Raw genomic sequence first — 19559 nt, forward strand, 5'->3', positions numbered from 1 at the left:
TGGTCAGTCGCCGGTGGCGCGCAGGTCGCGGGCCAGCCCGGGCAGGTCGAGCTGTTCGCAGACGTCGGCGGCGATGCGCCGGCCGATGGGCAGGCTGGCCGTGGCCGCCGGTGACGGCGCGTTGAGCACGTGCACCGCGCCGGGCGAGTGGTCGAGGACGAAGTCGTCGACGAGCCGCCCGTCGGCGGTGATCGCCTGCGCCCGCACGCCCGCCCCGTGCGGGCGCAGGTCCCGCGCGGTCAGCGCCGGCAGCAGCCGGCGGGCCTCGCGCACGAACAGCGGCGGCACCAGCGACCGGGCGACCTCGGCCAGACCGGAGCGCCAGTACCGGCGCGCCAGTCCGCGCAGCGCCGGATCGCGTGCCAGCTCGCCGAGCAGGTGCGGGTCGACGTCGCGCCACCGGTAGCCCTGCCGCGCCAGCGCGGGCACTGCGTTCGGTCCCACGTGCACCGCGCCGTCGAGCATCGGGGTGATGTGCACGCCGAGGAACGGCAGCTCCGGGTCCGGCACGGGGTAGACCGGGTTGGTGATCAGATCGCGCCGCTGCGGCGCCACGGCGGCGTACTCCCCGCGGAAGGGCATGACCCGCACCGGCGGCCGCGCGCCGGCGGCCGCGGCGATGCGGTCGCTGTGCAGCCCGGTGCAGTTGACCAGCACCCGCGCGCGCAGTTCGCCGCGGTCGGTGCGCACCACCGTGCGCCCGCCGGCGCGGGTGATGCCGCGGGCCGCGGTGCCCAGGTGCAGCTCGGCGCCGCTCGCGGCGACCTCGGCGGCCAGGGCGCGGCAGACCGCGCCGAAGTCGGTCATCGCCGTGTCCTCCACGGCCAGGGCGGCGATGCCGGCCACGTGCGGCTCGCGGGCGGCGATCTCGGCGCGGTCCAGGCGGTGCGCGGTGACCCCGTTGGCCGCGCCGCGGCGGGCGAGTTCGGCCAGGCGGGGCAGTTCCGCGTCGCGGGTGGCGACGACGAGCTTGCCGGTGCGCTGCACGGGCACGCCGTGCTCGCGGCAGTGGTGGATCATCTCCTCGCCGCCGGTGCGGGCCAGGCGGGCCTTGAGGCTGCCCGGGGCGTAGTACAGCCCGCTGTGGATGACGTTGGAGTTGTGCCCGGACTGGTGCGCACCCCAGCGGGACTCCTTCTCCAGCACGGTCACCGACGCGGCCGGGTGGGCGCGGCGCAGCGCACGTGCCGTGGCCAGGCCGAGGATGCCGCCGCCGAGGATCACGATGTCGGTGTCGACGGCCATCCGGATCTCCCCTCGCCGCAGTGGGCAGCGAGTGTATACAGACGCTGCGTCCGGTTCAACCAGTATTCTCGCGCCCGTGATCCGTGCTGCCCACACACCCCACAGCGCCGCGGCCATCGCCGAGCAGTTGCGCAGCTGCATCCGCAGCGGGCAGCTGCCGCCCGGTACGCGGCTGATCCAGCAGCACCTCGCCGCCGAGCTGGAGGTCAGCCGCATCCCGCTGCGGGAGGCGCTGCACGCCCTGGCCGCCGAAGGACTCGTCGAGGTGCACCCGCGCGGCATGACCGTCGCTGAGCTCAACGGCGACGACATCGCCGAGCTGTTCGACCTGCGCCGGCAGCTCGAACCCGGCCTCGCCGAGGACGTCGTGCGCGGCTGCCGCGACCGCGACCGCGAGCAGCTGCAGCAGCTCGCCGACCGGATGCGCGCCCAGGGCGCCGACGCCGACGCGCGGGCCGCGGTGAACTACCGGTTCCACCGGCACATCTACGAGCTTGCCGACCGGCGGTTGACGCTGCGGTTCGTCGACCAGCTGCTGCACCTGGTCGAGCCCTACAGCCGCCGGTGGGTGCGCTCCGGGCACGACCTGCAGCGCATCGACGAGGAGCACCAGCGCATGGTCGATGCCCTCGCGGCGCGCGACGCCGAAGCGCTGCGGCAGGTGATCACCGCGCACATCGACGGGGCCCGCGCTCACGTGCTCGCCGCCCACCAGCGGTGACGCGGCAGCGGCGCCGGGCACGGGACACCACCGGTGACCGCGCAGCCCCGGGTGCTCCGGCGAATGTGGGCAAGCTTACCGCGGCCACGCGTAAGCCACGGGGTTGGTTAGCCGATATAACCATTGGAGGTGCGTGACGTCGAGCGGGAGGAGAGGCAGTGTCCCGGCCACGGCCGCCGCAGCAGCGCGAGCACAACCGTGCGAGCACTCGTTCTTGGCTGATCTGGATCGTCGGGGCGCTGATCTACCTGCTCTCCGTGTTCCACCGGACCTCGTTCGGCGTGGCGGGCCTGTACGCGACCGAGCGCTTCGCGGTGGGTCCCGCGGCGCTGGGCACGTTCACCGTGCTGCAGGTCGGCGTGTACGCGGCGATGCAGATCCCGACCGGGGTGCTGGTCGACCGCTTCGGGCCGCGCAAGGTGCTCACGGCGGCGCTGCTGTTCCTCGGCCTCGGCCAGGTGCTGCTGGCCGCGGCGCAGTCCTACCCGACGGGGCTGCTCGCCCGCGGGGTGCTCGGCTTCGGGGACGCGCTGACCTTCGTCAGCGTGCTGCGGTTGATCGCCGCGCACTTCTCCGGCAGGCGCTACCCGCTGGTCACCTCGCTGACCACGGCCATGGGCTACGTCGGCAACCTCGCCGCGACCGTCCCGCTCGCGATGGCGCTGGCAGGTCAGGGCTGGACGCCCACGTTCTTCGTGGTGGGCCTGTGCACGGCCGCCTTCGCCGCGGTCGCCGCGCTGAGCCTGCGGGACGCGCCGCGCGCGGCGACCGCGCACGCGACGCGGTCCGAGGAGGGGAGCGCTTCCGGTTCGCTGCTGCAGCAGGTGTCGGGTGCCTGGCGGGTGCCCGGCACGCGGCTGGGCTTCTGGGTGCACTTCTCCACGATGTTCGCCCCGAACGTGCTCACCCTGCTGTGGGGCGTGCCGTTCCTGGTGCAGGGCCAGGGATTCGAGCCCGCCGCGGCCAGCGCCGTGCTGATGGTGTTCGTGTTCGGCTCCATGTTCGGCGGTCCCGCGGTGGGGGCGGTGATCGCGCGCAAGGCGTGGGTGCGCATGCCGCTGACCGCTGCCTACCTGATGGGGGCGCTGCTGGTGTGGGCGGTTCTGCTCAGCTGGCCCGGTTCGATCCCCCTGGGGGTGCTGCTCCCGGCCTTCGCGCTGCTGTCCTTGGGCGGTCCGGTGTCCACGGTGGGCTTCATGCTGGCCCGCGACTACAACCCGATGCACCGGGTCGGCACGTCGACCGGCGTGGTCAACGTGGGCGGCTTCGTGGCGACGACCATCGCCTCCTTGCTGGTCGGGATGCTGGTGCAGGTCTCCGGCGGGCAGTACCGCGTGGCGCTGCTCGCCGTCGTGGCGGTGCTGCTCGTCGGCGCCTGGCGCGTGCTGGTGTGGTGGCGCCGGGCGCGCGGTGCGGTGTTCGCCGCCATCGACCGCGGCGACGAGGTCCCGGTGCGGATTCGGCGGCGCTCCTGGGACTTGTCCTCCGCCGAGTCGGAGCTCTCGCCGCTGTAGGGCGGTGAGCTCGGCGGACGGGCCGCCGCGCTCACCGCAGCAGTTCGGAGAGGTCGGTGGCGAACTGCATCGCGCGATAGGGCCAGTTGGTGCTGGTGTTCCACTGGCTGACCACAAGGTGCAGGTTGTCCACAGTGGATCCGGGTACGACGTAGCCGCCGTAGAGCTGCGCCACCCGGCCGGTGGCGTGGTCCTCGCCGTCCCAGGCCGTGCCCGCGAGCGCGGTGGCGCGCGGCGCCTCGTGCAGGTTCGCGTTGGGCCGGTCGAGCAGCAGCGCGTCGATGCGGTAACCACCGGCGTCGAAGAACACCAGCAGCCAGTGCCGCCGCCCGTCCGGTCCGGGCACCCGCCGCAGGCACAGCTCACCGTGCGCGCCGGGCAGGGTCACCGTGGCCGCGTTGCCCCAGGCCCACCGGCCCTCGGCGAAACCCCACGGCTGCCAGGCGCGCGCGTCGGTGAGCGCCTCGGCCGGCGCGCGGTGCAGCAGCAGCCCGGCGTTGCGCTGGAACCCGGTGGTGTAGGCGTAGACGTAGCCGTCGTCGGCCAGCTCCCACGTGAGCATCTGGAACAGCCCGCCGCAGGCCGACCCGGGCCATTCGACGCCCGCCCGGCGCCAGGTCTCGCCGTTGTCGCGCGAGACCAGCACGTCGGTGAAGAGCACGTTGCCGAGCCCGCGGCAGGCCATGACGTGCAGGTACATCGCATCACCGAGCGTGAGCACGTCGGTGGGCAGGATCGTGGAGCACCGCGGTCGGCGCAGCAGCCCGGCCCTGGGGTAGGTGAGGAGTTGCCGCGCGCGGGCGGTGCGGTCGCCGCCGGATCCGGTCCACCGCAGTCCCTCCAGCGCGCTGCCGGCCTCGGCGAAGAGCACCACCGGCGAGCGCCAGCCGGGCCCGCCCACCGTGGCGTGCTCGAACGTGTCGCCGAACACGGCCACCAGCCGCCCGTCCGGGGCCGTGGTCACCACGCCGAGGTCCGTACCGCCGATGCCGAACGCGTCGGTCAGCCCGGGCCCGGTGAGATCGGCGATCTTGCGCGTGCGCACCATGCCCCCACTGTGCCGCAGTCGTGCCACCCGTGTTGCCGCCGCGGCCGCGCAGGCCGCAGCATGACCTCGCCGGGCGCGGCGCTGCGCCCGCCGCCCGGAAAGCAGCATTGCCGCAGCGAAAGGTGCCCCTGTGACCAGCGAGCCCGTGGACCCCTCCGCACTGCCCGGGGTGGACGCCTCCACCCCGAACATCGCCCGGATGTACGATCACCTGCTGGGCGGGTCGGCGAACTTGCCCGTGGACCGCGAGGCCGTGGCGCAGCTGCTCGCCGCCTTCCCCGGCAACCAGGCGTGGGTAGCAGATCAACCGCGTTCCTGCTGCGCGCCGTGCGCGCGCTGTGCGACCGGGGCATCGACCAGTTCCTCGACCTGGGCTCCGGCATCCCCACCGAGGGCAACGTGCACGACATCGCCGCAGCGGCCGACCCGGCCGCGCGGGTGGCCTACGTGGACATCGACCCCACCGCGGTGGCCCACGCGCGGCACCTGCTGCAGGGCGCCTCCCACGTCACGGTCACCCGGGCCGACCTGCGCGAACCGCGGAGCGTGCTGCAAGCCCCCGGGGTGAGCGGGCTGCTGGACTTCACCCGGCCCGTGGCGGTGCTGGCCGTGGCGGTGCTGGACATCGTCGAGGCCGACCCGACCGCGCTGCTGGCCACCTACCGCGCCGCGTGCGCGCCCGGCAGTGCCCTGGTCGTCTCGCACAGCGCCGACCTGGAACTCACCGACGCCGAACGCGACGGCGCCCAGCAGGTGTTCTCCCGCACCAGCACGCCGCAGCTGCACCTGCGCGACCGCGACGAGATCGCCGCGTTGTTCACCGACTACACCCTGCTCGAGCCCGGAGTCGTGCCCAGCGCCGCCTGGCGCCCCGACGCGCCCGTCAGCGACGCGCAGGCCCGCCGGTCCAACAGCTACGCCGCCGTCGGCGTGCTGCAGTGAGCCCGGTCGATCTCCTCGCCCCAGCGAGCCGTCGCGGCTGAATCTCCGGTTCAGCTCCCGGATCGAGCTCAAGGACATCGATCGACCGACGCCAGTGGGGTCCGTCAGAACCAGCTGACAGTCCCGCGCACGTCCTCGCGCGCTCGATCGAACATCGGCGGGCGCTCGCTGTTGCTGTTCATCCCACGATGATCACGTCTCGGCGGCGGGTGTGCACCACCGGCTGGCGACTACTGCCGCCTGGCGGGCTCGTCGAGGGGGAACAGCGCCAGCTCGGGCTCGGGTTCGGTGAAGGTGAAGGCCATCTGCCCGTCTTCGTCGTGGGAGGGGCATTTGCGGCAGGTGGCCGCCGCGTCGACCGCGTGCAGCTCGCCGAGGACACCGAGGAGGCGGTGCGCGGGTGCGTGGCGGCGCACGTGATGCGTGCGGGCGATTTTTGTGGTTTCCCTCGCGTGAGTGGGGCGGTCTGGCATCCTGATGATCAGAGTTCAAGATCGAACTCTGCCCGGGTGACTGGGGGACAACTGGGGAAGGACAACGATGGGGGAGGAACACCCGTGAGTGAAGCAGTGACCGAGTTCGACGCCGACGCGGTCGAGAGCAAGCTGGAGTCCGTGCCGGCTGATGCGACGCCCGAGCAGGCCGCTGAGTGCTTGTTTCCGGACGACGAGGAGTTGCGCGCCGAATTCCTGCGTCGGGAACAGGCCCTGCGCGATGGGCTGGCCCAGGCGCAGGCCGAGGTCGAAGGACCGTCCGCCAAGGCCCTGCCCGCCATCGTCGCGGCGGCGTTGCCTGTCATCGCCCGGTGCGTGTGGGGATCGCTGTCTGGGGCTGTGATCGGCCAGATCAGCAACTACGTCAAGAACAATGAGCTGGGCAAGGCCCAGGACCTCGTCGTCGACGCCTGCGTGGGCTGCATCACCGGCGTGGTGCCGTTCATCAGCAAGCCGGTGGCGCGCAAGATCAGCGGCGAGGTCGCCGGGGCCATCATCTGGTTGATCGTCCAGATGGGCCCGAAGTGATGGGCGGCGGACCGTGACGGAAGAGGACCGAGTCTCGCCTGGGCATGCCGCGTTTTGGGAAGCGCTCGAGCTGACGCTGTTGATGTATCTGGTGTTTGCCCTGCGCGACGGCCTCGGAATGACGTGGCTGCTGGCTGGTGCGTTGGTGGCGTTGTTCTTGGTGGGGTGGGGCTTGCTGCACCTGGCCAACCGGTTCACGCGCAAGCGGCGCACCCCGCCGGCTGGGTAACAGCACCTCGTACGACGGTGGCCCGCGCCGGACCGGTGCGGGCCACCGAGGCTGTCCTGAGGCGGGGTGCCGGTCAGGAACGGGTCATGAGCCGCCATTCGTTTCGGTTCGGGTGATCGGTAGCATTCGTGCATGGCGCGGAGTTGGATCAGGACGAGCTGGTCGAGCACTGGACGCTGATCGGTGACGATCTGGACCGGGTGGCGGGCAAGCGTGGCGCGGCGAAGCTGGGTTTTGCCCTGTTGCTGAAGTTCTTCGCTGCTCGTGGTCGGTTTCCCGTGGGCGCAGTGGTCTTGCGGACGCGTTTCGGGATGAGGATGTCCCGGTTTCTGGCCAGTCAGCGCTCGTCTCCGGTGGGGCGGTGATGTACGTACTCGACCACCGTGCCGTCAGGGTGGCGTGCGTTGAACGCTGCTCCGGTGGGCACGTGCTGCAGTGGGAAGATGATTTCTGCGCCTTCGGCGACAAGTCGGTCGTAGTAGGGCTGTACGTCATCGACCAGCAGCGTGCCCGTGGTGCTGCGGAAGGGGCGCAGGTCCTCGTCGCCGCCCTCGATGAGCACGAAAGCGCCGACCGTGGCCAACCGTAGGTTCTTGGCCGGGTACGACCATCGGGCGTCGGCCCCAGTGCCCTGCAGCTTCTCGTAGAACGCGACGCCATCCTCGAGCTGCCCGGGGGTGCAGGAACACGCGGATGAGAACCCGGGGCTCGGCAAGGTCTGACGAGTCGGCGCGCTGGCGCTTCATCTGGCGAGCTTCGTCCTGGCTGGTCACGTCAATCGAAACACCCGAACCAACCGTGCCGTTCCCAACGAGCAGCTCTTATCTCGAGCATCGCTCCCGCCGCGGACGTGCTAGCTAGGACGTCGCTCGGTTCTACGTACTGACGCCAGGACCGGCCAGAGCCGGAACGGGATGTTGCGGACGGTGGTTCCTGCACGGGTCGCCGGGACGAGTAGACGGGACGCGATCGCGACGCCACGCTGGCGTCGCACAACTCGTTTCCGATGCGCGTGTTCGTAGCGGCGCAATGCTGCAGCGGGCTCGTCCGCGTAGGTGCCGAGCTCGTGCGCGAGGGTGGCTGCGCCCGCGATGGCCATGCTGGATCCCTCGCCGAGCAACGAGACGCAGCTCGCTGCGTCGCCGACAAGGACGATACGGCCCTGTGCCCAGGAGTCGAGGCGTACTCGGCTGACGGAGTCGAAGTAGAGGTCCTCGCTGTCCCGGACTCGGTTGAGGAGTTCGGGCACCCGCCATCCCATACCGCTGTAGGCGTCGACCACCATTTGCTTGTTCTGATCTATGCCCTGGTCGCGGAAGTTCGACTGCTGAGGACCGCGGAAGATGAAGGCCGCGATCTCGCGACCGGCGGTGGGATGGACCGCGACCGCCCGGCCAGGTGCGTTGTGCATGAGCACCGTCCGGTTGGCCGAAGCCTGCTGCAAGGGCGTCGTGGCGATGTAGAGGCCAAGGTGGGTGAGAAACTGCGACTCGGGCCCAAAGGTGAGTCGGCGCACCCGCGAGTGCAGCCCGTCGGCGCCGACCACGAGATCGAACCGGCGCGACGCGGACCGTTCGAAGGTCGCATCCACGCCCTGCCCGTCGTCGTGCAAGGTCAGCACGCTGTCGTCGTAGATGACCTCGGCATGCGCACTTGCCGCACGGTTCAGAATCCCGGCGAGGGTGCTCCGCGGGATCTCCACCGCGTCAGCGCTGGCTTGGGAGGGGATCCAGCCGACCCGACCACCGCTGCTGTCCACGACGGTGAGCGAGCGCGCGAGCGTGGCCGCCTCGCGCAACGGACCCAGCAAGTTCATCCGCTCGACCACCGGCAGGGCGGGACCACGAACGTCCACCGGGCTCCCGCTCGAACGCTGACCTGCTGCTCGCTCGACAACGGTTGTTTCGACCCCATAACGCGCCAACCAGTAGGCCAGAGTCGAACCCGCGATACCCGCGCCGACCACAAGGACGTTCCGAACACTCACCAGGACATGATCGCGGAGCGACTGCGGCGCATGCACGCCAGCGGCGACTACACCATCACCGACCTCACCGAGCTGTTCTCCGTATCCCGGCCGACCGTCTACCGCACCCTCCAGCGCGGCCCAGACGGGCAACCACGCTGACCTGCGATCAAGGGCTTAGCGTTCAATCAATCTGTCCCGGTTCTTCCCCAGACCCCTTAACAAAGCCCTACTAGAGCCCCAGGTCGGATGCGGACACGTCCACCTGCCGCGCCACGTGCTGCACCGCAGCGTCAGGAAGTTCATGCCGGCCACGGGGAAACCTGCCCCGCTCGGTATAGAACCGCAGCATCAGAGCGAACCCGAGCCGGGGAGGGCCGCGTTTCCCGGCCACCCAGCGATCGATCAGCTCCTCTTGATCCGGCTCCTGAGCCACGCGCGGACGTTACCGCCCAACCACTCCACCCTCCTGATCAGGGCCGCACACCCCGTTTGCGGCTGGTGACACGGTCCTTACAGGCACCCCTCGTTGGTGGAGCCCGGTCCGATCCCTTCGGGAGCAGTCTTGACGTGGAGTGAGAGCACGGTTAACGTGCCTTGCATCACACGAAAGTATACTTTCGCAATACGGAATCAAGTGGCAACCGGGCGCGTCCTGACGGCGATGGCTCCCTCGGCCGCGGAGGCGGCCGAGATCTGGCTCGGCCTCGGATCCGCCCGGGCCGGGCGGTGCGTCTCCCTCCCGCGGTGCGTCCGTCGAGCTGTGCCGGAGACGAGAAAACCGAACACTGCCCAGTGGAACTTGGAGGCGGGAGATGACAACCACGGACGAGCAGTCGGCTGTGGAAACCAGAGGAGCTACCAGCTCCCATTTGTACAGCTACGATCTCGCTCCGACGAAGCGGGAAGGGCGCCGCTGGGGCGCCTACAACGTCTTCACGCTCTGGGCCAACGATGCGCACAGCCTCGGGAACTACACCTTCGCGATCGGCCTGTTCGCGCTCGGCCTCAACGTGTGGGGCATCCTCGCAGCCTTCGCGCTCGCCTCGGTCTTCCTGTTCCTGCTTCTGAACCTGTCCGGCTACATGGGGCACAAGACCGGCGTGCCGTTCCCCGTCATGAGTCGTATCGCCTTCGGGATCAAGGGCGCGCAGATACCGGCAGGCGTCCGAGGTTTGGTCGCCATCGCGTGGTTCGGGATCCAGACGTACCTCGCGTCGGCTGTGCTGAGCACGCTGCTGGTGGCCATGTTCCCCTCCGCGCGAGTGCTGGAGGACCAGGCGGTGCTGGGATTGTCGCTGCTCGGCTGGATCACCTTCCTCGCTCTCTGGGTCGTTCAAGTCGTCATCGTCAGTTACGGCATGCACGTGATCCGCCAGTACATGGCGATAGCGGCGCCGACCACGCTCATCACGATGTGCGGCTTGGCGGTCTGGCTGTTCATCAAAGCGGGCGGCTCCCTCTCCCTGTCCACGGCGGACCCGCTGACCGGTGGCGCGATGTGGTTGCAGATCCTGCAGGGCGCCGCCCTCTGGGTCGTGATCTACGGGACGTTCGTGCTGAACTTCTGCGACTTCACGCGCTCGGCCAAGAGCCGCCAGTCGATCGTCCGCGGGAACCTGGTCGGGATCCCGGTGAACATGCTCTTCTTCGCGGTCATCGTGGTCGTCCTCAGCGGGGCGCAGTTCAAGCTGAACGGACGCGTGATCACCAGCCCCACCGACATCGTCCAGACGATTCCCAACATGTTCCTGCTGGTCGCGGCCTCGGTCGCCCTGATCGTCCTCACGATCGCCGTGAACTTGCTGGCCAACTTCGTGGCGCCCATCTACGTTCTCGTGAACCTCTTCCCGCGGCACCTGAACTTCCGCCGAGCGGGAGTCGTGAGCGCACTCATCGGTCTGGTCATCCTGCCCTGGAACCTCTACAACAACCCCGTGGTGGTGAACTACTTCCTCGGCGGGCTCGGTGCGCTGCTCGGTCCCCTCTTCGGCGTCATCATGGCCGACTACTGGTTGCTGCGCAGGACCCGGGTGAACGTCCCGGACCTCTACACCGAGGACGCGCAGGGCGAGTACCACTACCGGCGCGGCCACAACCCCAAGGCGGTGTGGGCGTTCATCCCCTCGGCCGCGATCGCCGTGGTGCTGGCACTGGTGCCCGCCTTCAGCGCTGTCTCCGGTTTCTCCTGGTTCATCGGGGCGCTGCTCGGGGCGGTCTTCTACGTCGTCATCGGCGACCGCAAACCCGACGCGCGCGATGTGGACGGCGAGTCCATCGCCGTGGCCTCCGAGTAGGGACGAACGGCTCCGCGGGTTCCCGCCCCGAGCGCGAGCGGAGGACGCGGCTCGCTCCCGCGGAGACGAACGGGGGATGAGCGGGAAGGTCCGCTGCGCGCGTTCTCGTCGTCAACGTCACCACCACGACCGCGCCGGGCGGGATTCACGTCGCCTGGTGCGCGGATTCCGGTGCCCCCGCAGCCGCGTTCATGACGTGCTCGAGCACCATGTGCCGGCTGGAGCGCACGTGCCGCAGGGCCACCTCGGCAGCGGCCTCGGCGTCCCCGAGCGCGATGGCGGCGTGCAGCTCCGCGTGTTCCCGGCACACCCGCTCGGGTTCGAGGTTCAACCGGAACAACCAGGCCAAGCGGCCGTGGAGCGGTTCCAGCATCGACATCAGCAAGTCGTTGCCGGAGAGCGCGACGAGCTCGTCGTGGAAGGCCGCGTTGGCTTGGAACATCCCCTCGAGGTCGCCCGCTCGCAACGCCTCGCGGGCCTCGGCGACGAGCTCGCCCATGCGATCCGCCTGGCCCGGGGCCGCTTGCTCGACCGCCCGTCGCGCCGCCAGCACCTCGAGGGCTTCCCGCACGTCGAAGAGCTCCTCCATCTCGCGCCGATGCAGGCTCCGCACGAACACACCGCCCCTGCGGGGGAGCACCTCGAGCAGGCCCTCGCTCTGCAACATCCGGATGGCCTCGCGCACCGGCACCCGCGAGATTCCGAGCTCGGCGGCGATCTCGTGTTCCAGCAGGCGGTCACCGGGGCGGAACTCGCCCTCGGCGATGCGCGCGTGCAGGGTGTTGCGCACCCGTTCGCGCAACGGGGCGCGCGAGTCCGTGCTGAACCTCCCGGCAGACACGCATTCCTCCTCGTCGCTCACCTCGGTTCGGGGCGCTCGCGCCGGGGCGCGCAGTCGGATCGCGCCGCGCGGGCACGGGACCGGGTGGCCTCGACTGCTCCGAACTGCTGCGATGTCTCGGTGCGGTGGCGGTCGTCCTGCTGTCCGCGATCCTCCGGGATTTCGTAATACGGAATTATTTTTCTGAATTCTAAAATATAGGGGTATCCAGGTCTCGCGTCAAGCTCGCGCCGCGTTCGCCGGGGCGGTGGCTCAGCCACCGCGGGGACGGGCGGTGTGCCGGTCGAGCAGCACCAGCAGCGCCTCCAGCGGCACGTTCTCGTCGCCGGCGTGGTCGAGGTAGCCGAGGATGCGCCGGGCGCTGTCGCTGAGCTCCTCGCCGGTCTCGGCGGCGCAGCTGGCTTCCAGCGTGCCCAGGGCCGCTTGGGCCTTCGCCTCGGACAGGGCGTTGCGCAGCACCTGCCGCTCCGAGTCGCCGGGGCGGCGGTCCTCGTCGACGAGGCGCTGCACGATCCGCCGGATCGTGGGGTGCTGCGAGATCGTCGACCGCCGTCCCGCGTAGGCCGCGGCCATGCGGGACCGGGACCGCGGTGCGGCCGCGGGCTCTGCCGCACCGCCGGTCGGCACGCGTCCGCCCGGGGTGGAGCTGAGCAGGTCGTCGAGGGAGGCGAACGCGCCGGCGATGCGCGCGTCCTTCTCGGCACCGCGGGTGAGCGCGTCCTTGCGCGCGGTGCTCGCCTGCCGCCGGGCCTGCTCGCGGGCGCGCCGGCCGCGCCGGCCCAACCGCTGCCGGCGGCGGACGCCGCTGCGTTCCCGATCGGCCTGGGCGATCCGCCACCACTGCTGGTAGTCCATCCCCTGACGGGGCGGGGCCCGGCGGGATCCGCGCTCCGAGTCGGCCTCGTCGGCGTACCAGGGCCGCAGGCGGTCCTTGAGGAAGTGCTCGACGTCCTCGCCCGGACCCCGCGGCCGCTGGTGCGCACCGTCCGGAGTGGACTGCAGCGCGACCTTCACCGCCTGCGGGCTCCACCCGGCGTCGTACCAGCGCTGCAGGTAGTCGAGCACGCTGCTGCGCCGCGGCTCGTTCCACTGGAACTCGCGGAACAACGCCTCGGTGGCACGGCGGCCCTGCTCGCCGTCGGCGGGCACGACCTTGTCCGGCCACGGTGTTTCGCGGACCACGCCAGCACCCCCTGTCAGCAGCCGCACCTCGGACCTGGACCGGCCAGCCTATCGCGCGCGGTGGGCGATCACCGCTGCGGACACCCCGGCCGGCGGGTCACTGCTGGCCCGGGCGGCGGGCCGGGGCGGGCTCCGGCAGGTCGCCGCGGTCGGCCAGGCGGTCCGGCCGGAAGGGCGCCAGCTCTTCCGCGGGCGCGCCGGTGACCAGCTCGTCCGCGGCGAGCCGGCCCAGCAGCGGACCGAGGGTGATGCCGCTGTGCGTGGTCAGCACGTAGGTCCGCGCGCTGGCGCCGAGGAACCCGGCGGCGGTCAGCCCGTCGGCGGGCAGAGCCCGCTGGCCCACGCGCAGCGATTCCCACCGCGCACCACCGCAGCCGGCGAGCAGGCCGGCCAGCCGGTGGCGCAGCTGCTGCGCGTGCGGACCGTCCCCCTGCGGCGGGTCGGCCGGGTCGGCCGCGGTGTCGAGGTCGAGCGCCTGCACGACGAGGCGACCGCCGCCGTCCGGGCGCACGTTCAGCCGCGGCGTGGTCAGCACGCGGTCCAGCCGGCTCGGCACCGGAGCGGTGTAGCCGAGGAATCCGACCGCGGCCGAGCCCGGCCGCTCGGGGGCGGCCATGGGGATGCGGCACCCGGCCGCGGCGGTCAGTTCCTCGGTCCAGCGGCCGGTGGTGAGCACCGCCGCGTCAAACTCGGCCGTGCCCTCGGGGCAGGTGACCTGCACTCCGCTGCTCCGCTCGGACAGCGCCGAGACCGCTGCGGGGCAGCGCAGTTCGGCGCCGTGGTCGGCCGCCTCGCCCCACAGGCGGGCGACGAGCAGCGCGGGCAGGACGTGCCCTTCGGTGGGGTAGTGGGCGATCCGGTCGACTCCGGCGGGCACGCGCAGGTCCGGGACGAGCGCGCGGGCGCGGTCGGGGCCGATCCACGCCACGGGGTAGTCGCGGTCGGCCAGGGCCGCGACCGCGGAGCTCAAGCGCTCGGCCCCGGCCTCGTCCTCGGCCCACTCGAGGTTGCCGGTGCGGGCGAACCACGGTGGCACCGGCCCGGGTTCGGCGGCGAGGGCGTCGTGCTCGCGCATGCCGGCGACGTTGAGGTCGTGGTAGGCGCGCGGGTTCTTGCCGTGCGAGTTGGTCCAGGCGAACGAGGTGCCGGAAGTGCCCGCGAGCGGGGCACTGCGTTCGAACACCGTCACCTGCGCCCCCTGCAGGGCCAGCGAGCGCGCCGCGCTCGCGCCGAGCACACCGAGTCCGATCACCGCGATCTTCAAGGTTTCCTCGCAATCTCGTCGTGGGGCTGCCCGCTTCGCCCGCCGGAGGTGGCCAGTGCGGACACCACCAGCACGGCGGTCGAGGCGGCGATGCCGTACACCGCGTACGGCACGGTCGTACCGGCCAGCTGCGCCGCGGCGCAGCCGAGCACTCCGGCGAGCATGCCGGCGATGGCCGGAGCCGGGGTCAGCCGACGGCGCCGGTGCAGCAGGTAGCCGAGGAACACGGGCGCGGCCAACGCGGCGGCGGAGTAGGCGTAGCTGGCCTCCAGCCAGGTCAGCGCATGCGGCAGCAGGATCGCCAGGGCCGCGGCGAGCACGGCCACGGCCACGGTGATCGTGCGGGACAGCGCGAGCGTCTGCCGTTCGCCGCGGGCGGAGCCGGTGATGTTCTGGTACACGTCGCGGGTCAGGTTGGCCACGACGGACTGCAGCGCCGAACCGGTGGTGGACACGATCGTGGAGACCAAGAACGCGCCGAACAGCACCATCAGCCAGCTCGGCAGCTGCGCGAGCAGCCACCCGGCGGCGTGCTCCTCGTTGGCCAGACCCGGCTGCATCGACCGCACCGACAGGCCGAGGCACCCGGCGTAGATCCCGCCGATGAGCATCGCCGCGCCGGACAGCGCGAGCCCGCGCCGCGCGTCGCGGAGGTGTTTGGTGGCGAACACGCGCTGGTAGTACAGCTGGTTGGTCAGCGTGCCGGGCAGGATCGCGGCGATCCACAACCAGATCTGCTCGCCGCCGACCGCGGTGACGCCCTGCCAGCCCCACAGCCGCTGCGGCACCGTGGCGGTGATGTGCCCCCAGCCGCCGGCCAGGTGGATGCTGTAGATCGCGACGCCCAGCGACATGATGATCATGAACAGGCCGAAGACGAAATCCGTCCACGCCACCGAGGTCATCCCGCCGGGCAGCACGAACAGCAGCGAGGCCACCGTCATCACCGCGATCAGCACTGCTGGTGGTAGCCCGGTCAGCCGGGTGAACAGCTGGGCGAAGGCGACGAACTGCGTCGCCAGCCAGCCGAACGGCACGACCAGCGCCGCCAGCGCCGCGATCGCGGTCATCAGCCGGCTGCGCCCGAAGAGGCGGGCGATGATGTCGGGCACGGTGGTGAACCGCTGCTGCCGCAGCCACCGCGCGATGAGCATCAGCACGAGGAATCCGGCGATCACGCAGCCCTCGTAGACGAACACCGACCAGCCGCCGCGGTAGCCGATGCCGACGTGGGCGATGAGCACCCCGCCGCCGGTGGCGGTGGCGAACTGGGTGACGACGACCACGGGCAGCGGCAGCGACTCGCCGGCGGAGAGCCAGTCCCGCGCGCTCGTGGCTTTGCGTCCGAAGTGGATCGAGATGGCGGTTCCGGCGGCGAGCACGAGCAGGCTCGCCGCGACGATGCCGGCGATGTCGCCGGTGGATCCAGCGGACATGGGCGCCTCTTTCGGTCACCGCGGCGTGCGCGCGGGATCCAGCGGGGTGATGTCGTGCGCGGTGCCGCCGTGCAGGGCGAGGTCGGCGCCGATCTCGCCGAAGACGGGGGCGAGCTTGAAGCCGTGGCCGGAGAACCCGGCCATGACCGTGGCGTTGCGGTGGCCGGGCAGCGGCCCCACCAGCGCGTGCTCGTCGCGCGTGAACCCCTCGGCGTAGGGGGTGATGCGCACCGGGTGCGGCGTGAGCCCGGGCAGCAGGCGCTCCGCGGCGGCCGAGGCCGCGCGGGCGAACTCCACCGGCGCGCTGCGCCCGAGGGCTTCCGGGTTTTCCAGCACCGGCCGGTCGAGGTGGTGCGGGATGATCTTGACGGCGACGCCGTCCAGCGCGGGAAAGCAGGAGAACCCGGCCTCGCGGTGGCGGCGCACCGCGATCGGCAGGTGCTCGGGTCCGTGCGTGCCCGGGTCGTGGGCGGCGAACCAGCAGGCGGTGATCTGGCGGACGTGCACCGGCAGGTCCCGCAGCGGTGCCAGCCCCGGTGCCCACGGTCCGGGGGCGAACACGACGTGGTCGACGTCGAAGCGCCTGCCGCCGCTGGTCAGCCGCCAGCCGCCGCTGGTCTCGGCGAGGTCGTCGACGCGGTGGTAGGGCAGGACGCGCGCGCCGGCCCGTTCGGCGGTGCGCAGCGCGGCCTGCACGGCCGGTTCGGGCCGCAGCACACCGCTGTTCGGGTCGAGCACCGCCACCTCGTCGTCGTCGAGGTGGTGCTGCGGGAACCGCGCGCGGGCGGTGCCGGCGTCGAGCACCTCGCAGGCGAGGCCGTGCTGCTCGGCGCAGCGGCGCACCGCGCGCACGTCGGGGTGCGCGGCCGGACCGATGGTCAGTCCTCCGCACATCGTCAGCAGATCAGCACCGCTGTCCCGCTCCAGCTCGCGCCAGAGGGCGGCGGACCGCTGCAGCAGGGGGACGTAGTGCGCGCCCTCCTTGTAGGCGGTGCGGAAGATGCGCGACTCCCCGGCGGAGGCGCCGCGGTCGTGGCCGGGTGCGTAGGTGTCGAAGGCGCGGACTTCGGCGCCGCGCCGGGCCAGCTGCCAGGTGGTGAGGGCGCCGATGGCCCCGGTGCCGATCACCGCGATGCGTTGTCGGGACATCATCACTCCCGTCCTGCGTGGAATGGCGTCCTGCGTGGAATGGGTGGACTCGTCCGCGGGAATGGCGGGCTGCTGATCGTGGTTCCGGGTGGAAAGGGGTCAGGAATCCGGTGTGGACAGAGCGGTGCTTTCGAGGAAGAACTCGACGAGTTCGGGCCGCATGATGTGCCACATCGCCTCGGCGAGCTGCCCGTCGGTCAACCAGGTCAACCGGCGCAGGCGCAGCACGGCCTGGCCGGGGGCGATGCGCAGCCGGCCCGCCGTGGCCCCGTCGAGCAGGACCGGGTCGACGTACACGCGCGACTTCGCCGCCGGGATGCGGTGGCGGGCGAAGTAGTCGTGCACCGTCAGGTGCGCCAGGTCCTCGTCGAGCAACCGCGGGGCGTGCGCGAACGGCACCGCGGCGAGCTCGACGGCGATGGGGTGCTCCTCGGTGTCGAACTTCAGCCGCCGCAGCTGGTTCACCGGCGCGTCCTCGACGATGCCGGGCAGTTCGACGTCGGCGTCACCGGCGGGCACCACCGCCGCCGACTCCACCGCGTGCCTGCCGGGGATCTCGGGGCCGTGCAACGCGGGGGAGACCGTCCGCAGCAGGTTCTCCTGCCGCGGCCCTTCGGCGACGAACGTGCCGCGCCGCCGGCGGCGGTGCACCAGGCCCGCGTGGGCGAGTTCGGTCAGCACCCGTTGCGCGGTGGCCCGGCCGACGGCGTAGCGCCGCTGCAGCTCGGCCTCGGTGGGAACCTTGGCGCCCGGCGGCAGCGCACCGGACCGGATCTGCTGCTCCAGTTCGGTGCGGATGCGCAAGTACACCGGGGTAGACACGCGGTGAACGTAGCCCGCGCCGCATTTTCCGGTCAATAATCTTTTCGACCGTTCAATTCCGGAAGAATTGAATGGTCCTGCCGTGTTCGCGCGGTCCTTTCCGCGGGGCGAACTGCTCCGCTGCGGCATGCCGGACCGCCGGTGCGCGGGATTCTGCTCACCGAAACGCGAGCTGACGTGATCTGCGTCGCGCAGTAACCTGCTGCGCATTCGCGTCACGATCGGAGGCGAAGCGTTGAGCGAGCGCGCCGCACTGCGGGGCAGCACCCTGCCGGCCAAGCACCTCCCGGGCGTTTCCCCGCACGACCTGCCCGAACCCGTGCGGTTGCGACGCATCACCGGCGCGAGCGTCATCATCCTCGCCACCGCGCTCGGCTCCGGCGAGTACGTGCTGTGGCCCTACATCACCTCGCAGATCGGTTTCGTCTTCCTCTGGGCGGCGATCGCGGGATTCGCCCTGCAGTACTTCCTCAACATGGAGGTGGAGCGCTACACGCTGGCCACCGGTGAGACCGCGCTCACCGGGTTCGCCCGGCTGTGGTCGCACTGGTGGTGGCTGTTCGTGCTCTTCGCGCTGGCGCAGAACTTCTGGCCCGGCTGGGCCACCAGCGCCGCGACGGTGCTGACGTTCGTGTTCGGCTGGGACGGCAGCGTGGTGGTGCCGCTGACCGTCGGCATGCTCGTGGCCATCGGACTGGTGCTGACGCTGGCGCCGGTGGTCTACCAGGCCGTGGAGCGCATCCAGATGGTGATGGTCGCGCTCATCATGGTCATCGTGATCACCGCGGTCGTGGTCGCCACCAGCGGCTCCGACTGGGTCGACGCCGCGCGCACCACGGTCACCGAACCGGGCTTCCCCGTCGGCCAGGCCGGTCTGGGCACGGCGCTGCTGCTGGGCGCGCTGGCCTTCGCCGGCGCCGGCGGTGCCAACAACCTGGTGCAGAGCAACTACATCCGGGACAAGGGCATGGGCATGGGACATTTCCTGCCCCGGGTCGTCTCCCCGGTCACCGGGCAGGAAACGAGCGTGCCGTCGCTGGGCTACTACCCGCGCACCGACGCGGAGAACCTGCGCCGCTGGCGCGGGTGGTGGCGCGTGGCCAACCAGGAACAGCTGCTGACGTTCCTGCTCGTCGGCGTGGTCACGCTGGTGATGCTGTCGGTGCTGGCCTACGCCAACCTGCCCGTCGGCCAGGTGGACTCCGAAGAGGTCGCCTTCGTCTTCGAGGAAGGCCAGGCGCTGCAGCGCAACGTCGCCCCCTGGTTCGGCGTGGCGTTCTGGCTGGCCGGCGCGGTCGCGCTGCTGTCGACGAACCTGGGCATCATCGACTACACCGCGCGGCTGATCGCCGACCAGGTCAAGATCCACGCCCTGGCGCGCAGCCGGGTCTGGAGCGAGAGCAAGATCTACGCCGCGGTCGTGTGGCTGCTGATCGCCTCCGGCGGCGCGATCCTCCTGCTCGGCCTCGAAGAACCGTTCCTGCTGGTGGTGATCTCCTCCTCGATCGCCGGGGTGCAGATGTTCGTCTACTCCGGACTGCTGGTCGCGCTCAACCGCAGGGCCCTGCCCGGGCCGCTGCGGATCGGCCGGGCACGCGCGGCGATCCTGCTCGCGGCGTTCGTGTTCTTCGGCCTGCTGGCGGTGCTGACCGTGCTCGCCGTGCTGCGCGGAGAGCCGGTCGCCTGAGGCCGGCGCGGCCGGAGGCAGTGCCGAACCGCCGGCCCGCGGGCATCGCGGACAGCGGGGCAGTGGCCGCGGCACCGGCACCCGCGGCCCACCCCGACACGCACGTCCGACTCATCGAACATCGTCCACACCTCCGGCGGTATTCTGGGGCAGTGCCCGATCGATTGACTGCACGGCGGGTTCGGGCCGAACCC

Annotated in this window: 20 protein-coding genes and 1 pseudogene; 9 read left to right on the forward strand and 12 right to left on the reverse strand. The window is 71.3% G+C overall.

Features of this window, described 5'->3' with window-relative positions; genetic code table 11:
• Positions 1-3: 3 nt before the first annotated feature.
• Entirely contained in the window at positions 4-1245 is a 1242-nt protein-coding gene (gene lhgO / locus ACVGV0_RS11510; protein ID WP_459159853.1) for an L-2-hydroxyglutarate oxidase, read from the reverse strand.
• Positions 1246-1321: 76 nt separating this feature from the next.
• Here lhgO and ACVGV0_RS11515 point away from each other — a divergent pair, with 76 nt between their 5' ends.
• Complete coding sequence (locus ACVGV0_RS11515) at positions 1322-1966, forward strand: GntR family transcriptional regulator (RefSeq protein WP_459159854.1); 645 nt, start codon at positions 1322-1324, stop codon at positions 1964-1966.
• A gap of 158 nt (positions 1967-2124) precedes the next feature.
• Positions 2125-3480 carry an MFS transporter gene (locus tag ACVGV0_RS11520; protein ID WP_459159855.1) on the forward strand — a complete coding sequence of 452 codons (1356 nt, stop codon included), beginning with the start codon at positions 2125-2127 and terminating at the stop codon, positions 3478-3480.
• Positions 3481-3511: 31 nt separating this feature from the next.
• Here the strand turns inward: ACVGV0_RS11520 and ACVGV0_RS11525 are convergent, their stop codons facing one another.
• Positions 3512-4528: a DUF4185 domain-containing protein gene (locus ACVGV0_RS11525; RefSeq protein ID WP_459159856.1), complete on the reverse strand. Its 1017-nt coding sequence runs from the start codon at positions 4526-4528 to the stop codon at positions 3512-3514.
• A 199-nt stretch (positions 4529-4727) separates the two neighbouring features.
• Here ACVGV0_RS11525 and ACVGV0_RS11530 point away from each other — a divergent pair.
• A pseudogene (locus tag ACVGV0_RS11530) lies at positions 4728-5470 on the forward strand (SAM-dependent methyltransferase).
• A gap of 230 nt (positions 5471-5700) precedes the next feature.
• On the opposite strand, the gene ACVGV0_RS11535 reads toward ACVGV0_RS11530, so the two are convergent.
• Entirely contained in the window at positions 5701-5886 is a 186-nt protein-coding gene (locus ACVGV0_RS11535; RefSeq protein ID WP_459159857.1) for a hypothetical protein, read from the reverse strand.
• Positions 5887-6027: 141 nt separating this feature from the next.
• Between ACVGV0_RS11535 and ACVGV0_RS11540 the strand changes: the two genes are divergently transcribed.
• The 3 genes from ACVGV0_RS11540 (at position 6028) to ACVGV0_RS11550 (ending at position 7086) form a co-directional block, all read left to right on the forward strand.
• Entirely contained in the window at positions 6028-6492 is a 465-nt protein-coding gene (locus tag ACVGV0_RS11540; protein WP_459159858.1) for a hypothetical protein, read from the forward strand.
• A gap of 13 nt (positions 6493-6505) precedes the next feature.
• The gene (locus ACVGV0_RS11545; protein WP_459159859.1) at positions 6506-6721 is read left to right on the forward strand and encodes a hypothetical protein; all 216 of its coding nucleotides are present in this window, start codon (positions 6506-6508) and stop codon (positions 6719-6721) included.
• Positions 6722-6864: 143 nt separating this feature from the next.
• On the forward strand, positions 6865-7086 hold the full coding sequence (locus ACVGV0_RS11550; protein WP_459159860.1) for a DUF4158 domain-containing protein: 222 nt from the start codon (positions 6865-6867) through the stop codon (positions 7084-7086).
• On the opposite strand, the gene ACVGV0_RS11555 is transcribed toward ACVGV0_RS11550, so the two are convergent.
• Together ACVGV0_RS11555 and ACVGV0_RS11560 are read right to left on the reverse strand one after the other, a co-directional pair.
• Positions 7059-7304, reverse strand: a complete 246-nt coding sequence (locus tag ACVGV0_RS11555; RefSeq protein ID WP_459159861.1) for a VOC family protein — start codon at positions 7302-7304, stop codon at positions 7059-7061. The genes ACVGV0_RS11550 and ACVGV0_RS11555 overlap by 28 nt on opposite strands.
• A gap of 270 nt (positions 7305-7574) precedes the next feature.
• Complete coding sequence (locus tag ACVGV0_RS11560) at positions 7575-8708, reverse strand: FAD-dependent oxidoreductase (protein WP_459159862.1); 1134 nt, start codon at positions 8706-8708, stop codon at positions 7575-7577.
• Between the two features lie 6 nt (positions 8709-8714).
• Here ACVGV0_RS11560 and ACVGV0_RS11565 point away from each other — a divergent pair, with 6 nt between their 5' ends.
• Positions 8715-8849: a helix-turn-helix domain-containing protein gene (locus ACVGV0_RS11565; RefSeq protein ID WP_459159863.1), complete on the forward strand. Its 135-nt coding sequence runs from the start codon at positions 8715-8717 to the stop codon at positions 8847-8849.
• A 70-nt stretch (positions 8850-8919) separates the two neighbouring features.
• Here the strand turns inward: ACVGV0_RS11565 and ACVGV0_RS11570 are convergent, their stop codons facing one another.
• The gene (locus ACVGV0_RS11570; RefSeq protein ID WP_459159864.1) at positions 8920-9123 is read right to left on the reverse strand and encodes a DUF4158 domain-containing protein; all 204 of its coding nucleotides are present in this window, start codon (positions 9121-9123) and stop codon (positions 8920-8922) included.
• A gap of 436 nt (positions 9124-9559) precedes the next feature.
• Here ACVGV0_RS11570 and ACVGV0_RS11575 point away from each other — a divergent pair, with 436 nt between their 5' ends.
• On the forward strand, positions 9560-10984 hold the full coding sequence (locus ACVGV0_RS11575; RefSeq protein WP_459159865.1) for an NCS1 family nucleobase:cation symporter-1: 1425 nt from the start codon (positions 9560-9562) through the stop codon (positions 10982-10984).
• A gap of 145 nt (positions 10985-11129) precedes the next feature.
• Here ACVGV0_RS11575 and ACVGV0_RS11580 read toward each other — a convergent pair whose 3' ends face one another.
• From ACVGV0_RS11580 to ACVGV0_RS11605, 6 genes are all read right to left on the reverse strand, one after another.
• Positions 11130-11825, reverse strand: a complete 696-nt coding sequence (locus ACVGV0_RS11580; RefSeq protein ID WP_459159866.1) for a GntR family transcriptional regulator — start codon at positions 11823-11825, stop codon at positions 11130-11132.
• Positions 11826-12077: 252 nt separating this feature from the next.
• On the reverse strand, positions 12078-13007 hold the full coding sequence (locus ACVGV0_RS11585; RefSeq protein ID WP_459159867.1) for a hypothetical protein: 930 nt from the start codon (positions 13005-13007) through the stop codon (positions 12078-12080).
• 97 nt (positions 13008-13104) lie between these two features.
• A complete protein-coding gene (locus ACVGV0_RS11590; RefSeq protein WP_459159868.1) occupies positions 13105-14271 on the reverse strand; it encodes an NAD(P)/FAD-dependent oxidoreductase in 1167 nt (388 codons plus the stop codon).
• Complete coding sequence (locus tag ACVGV0_RS11595) at positions 14268-15707, reverse strand: sodium:solute symporter family protein (RefSeq protein ID WP_459159869.1); 1440 nt, start codon at positions 15705-15707, stop codon at positions 14268-14270. The genes ACVGV0_RS11590 and ACVGV0_RS11595 overlap by 4 nt, the downstream gene beginning before the upstream one ends.
• Before the next feature lie 15 nt (positions 15708-15722).
• Positions 15723-16859, reverse strand: a complete 1137-nt coding sequence (gene solA, locus ACVGV0_RS11600) for an N-methyl-L-tryptophan oxidase (protein WP_459159870.1) — start codon at positions 16857-16859, stop codon at positions 15723-15725.
• Positions 16860-16955: 96 nt separating this feature from the next.
• Complete coding sequence (locus ACVGV0_RS11605; RefSeq protein ID WP_459159871.1) at positions 16956-17678, reverse strand: GntR family transcriptional regulator; 723 nt, start codon at positions 17676-17678, stop codon at positions 16956-16958.
• A gap of 235 nt (positions 17679-17913) precedes the next feature.
• Between ACVGV0_RS11605 and ACVGV0_RS11610 the strand changes: the two genes are divergently transcribed.
• Entirely contained in the window at positions 17914-19365 is a 1452-nt protein-coding gene (locus ACVGV0_RS11610; protein ID WP_459159872.1) for an Nramp family divalent metal transporter, read from the forward strand.
• Positions 19366-19559: the final 194 nt, after the last annotated feature.

The sequence above is a fragment of the Salinifilum ghardaiensis genome, from assembly GCF_054491345.1.

What these genes read in the sequence shown, in the direction of transcription:
- lhgO (WP_459159853.1), bottom strand. Translation starts at nt 1,245, where the DNA reads ATGGCCGTCGACACCGACATCGTGATCCTCGGCGGCGGCATCCTCGGC.
- ACVGV0_RS11525 (WP_459159856.1), bottom strand. Translation starts at nt 4,528, where the DNA reads ATGGTGCGCACGCGCAAGATCGCCGATCTCACCGGGCCCGGGCTGACC.
- ACVGV0_RS11565 (WP_459159863.1), top strand. Translation starts at nt 8,715, where the DNA reads ATGATCGCGGAGCGACTGCGGCGCATGCACGCCAGCGGCGACTACACC.
- ACVGV0_RS11595 (WP_459159869.1), bottom strand. Translation starts at nt 15,707, where the DNA reads ATGTCCGCTGGATCCACCGGCGACATCGCCGGCATCGTCGCGGCGAGC.
- solA (WP_459159870.1), bottom strand. Translation starts at nt 16,859, where the DNA reads ATGATGTCCCGACAACGCATCGCGGTGATCGGCACCGGGGCCATCGGC.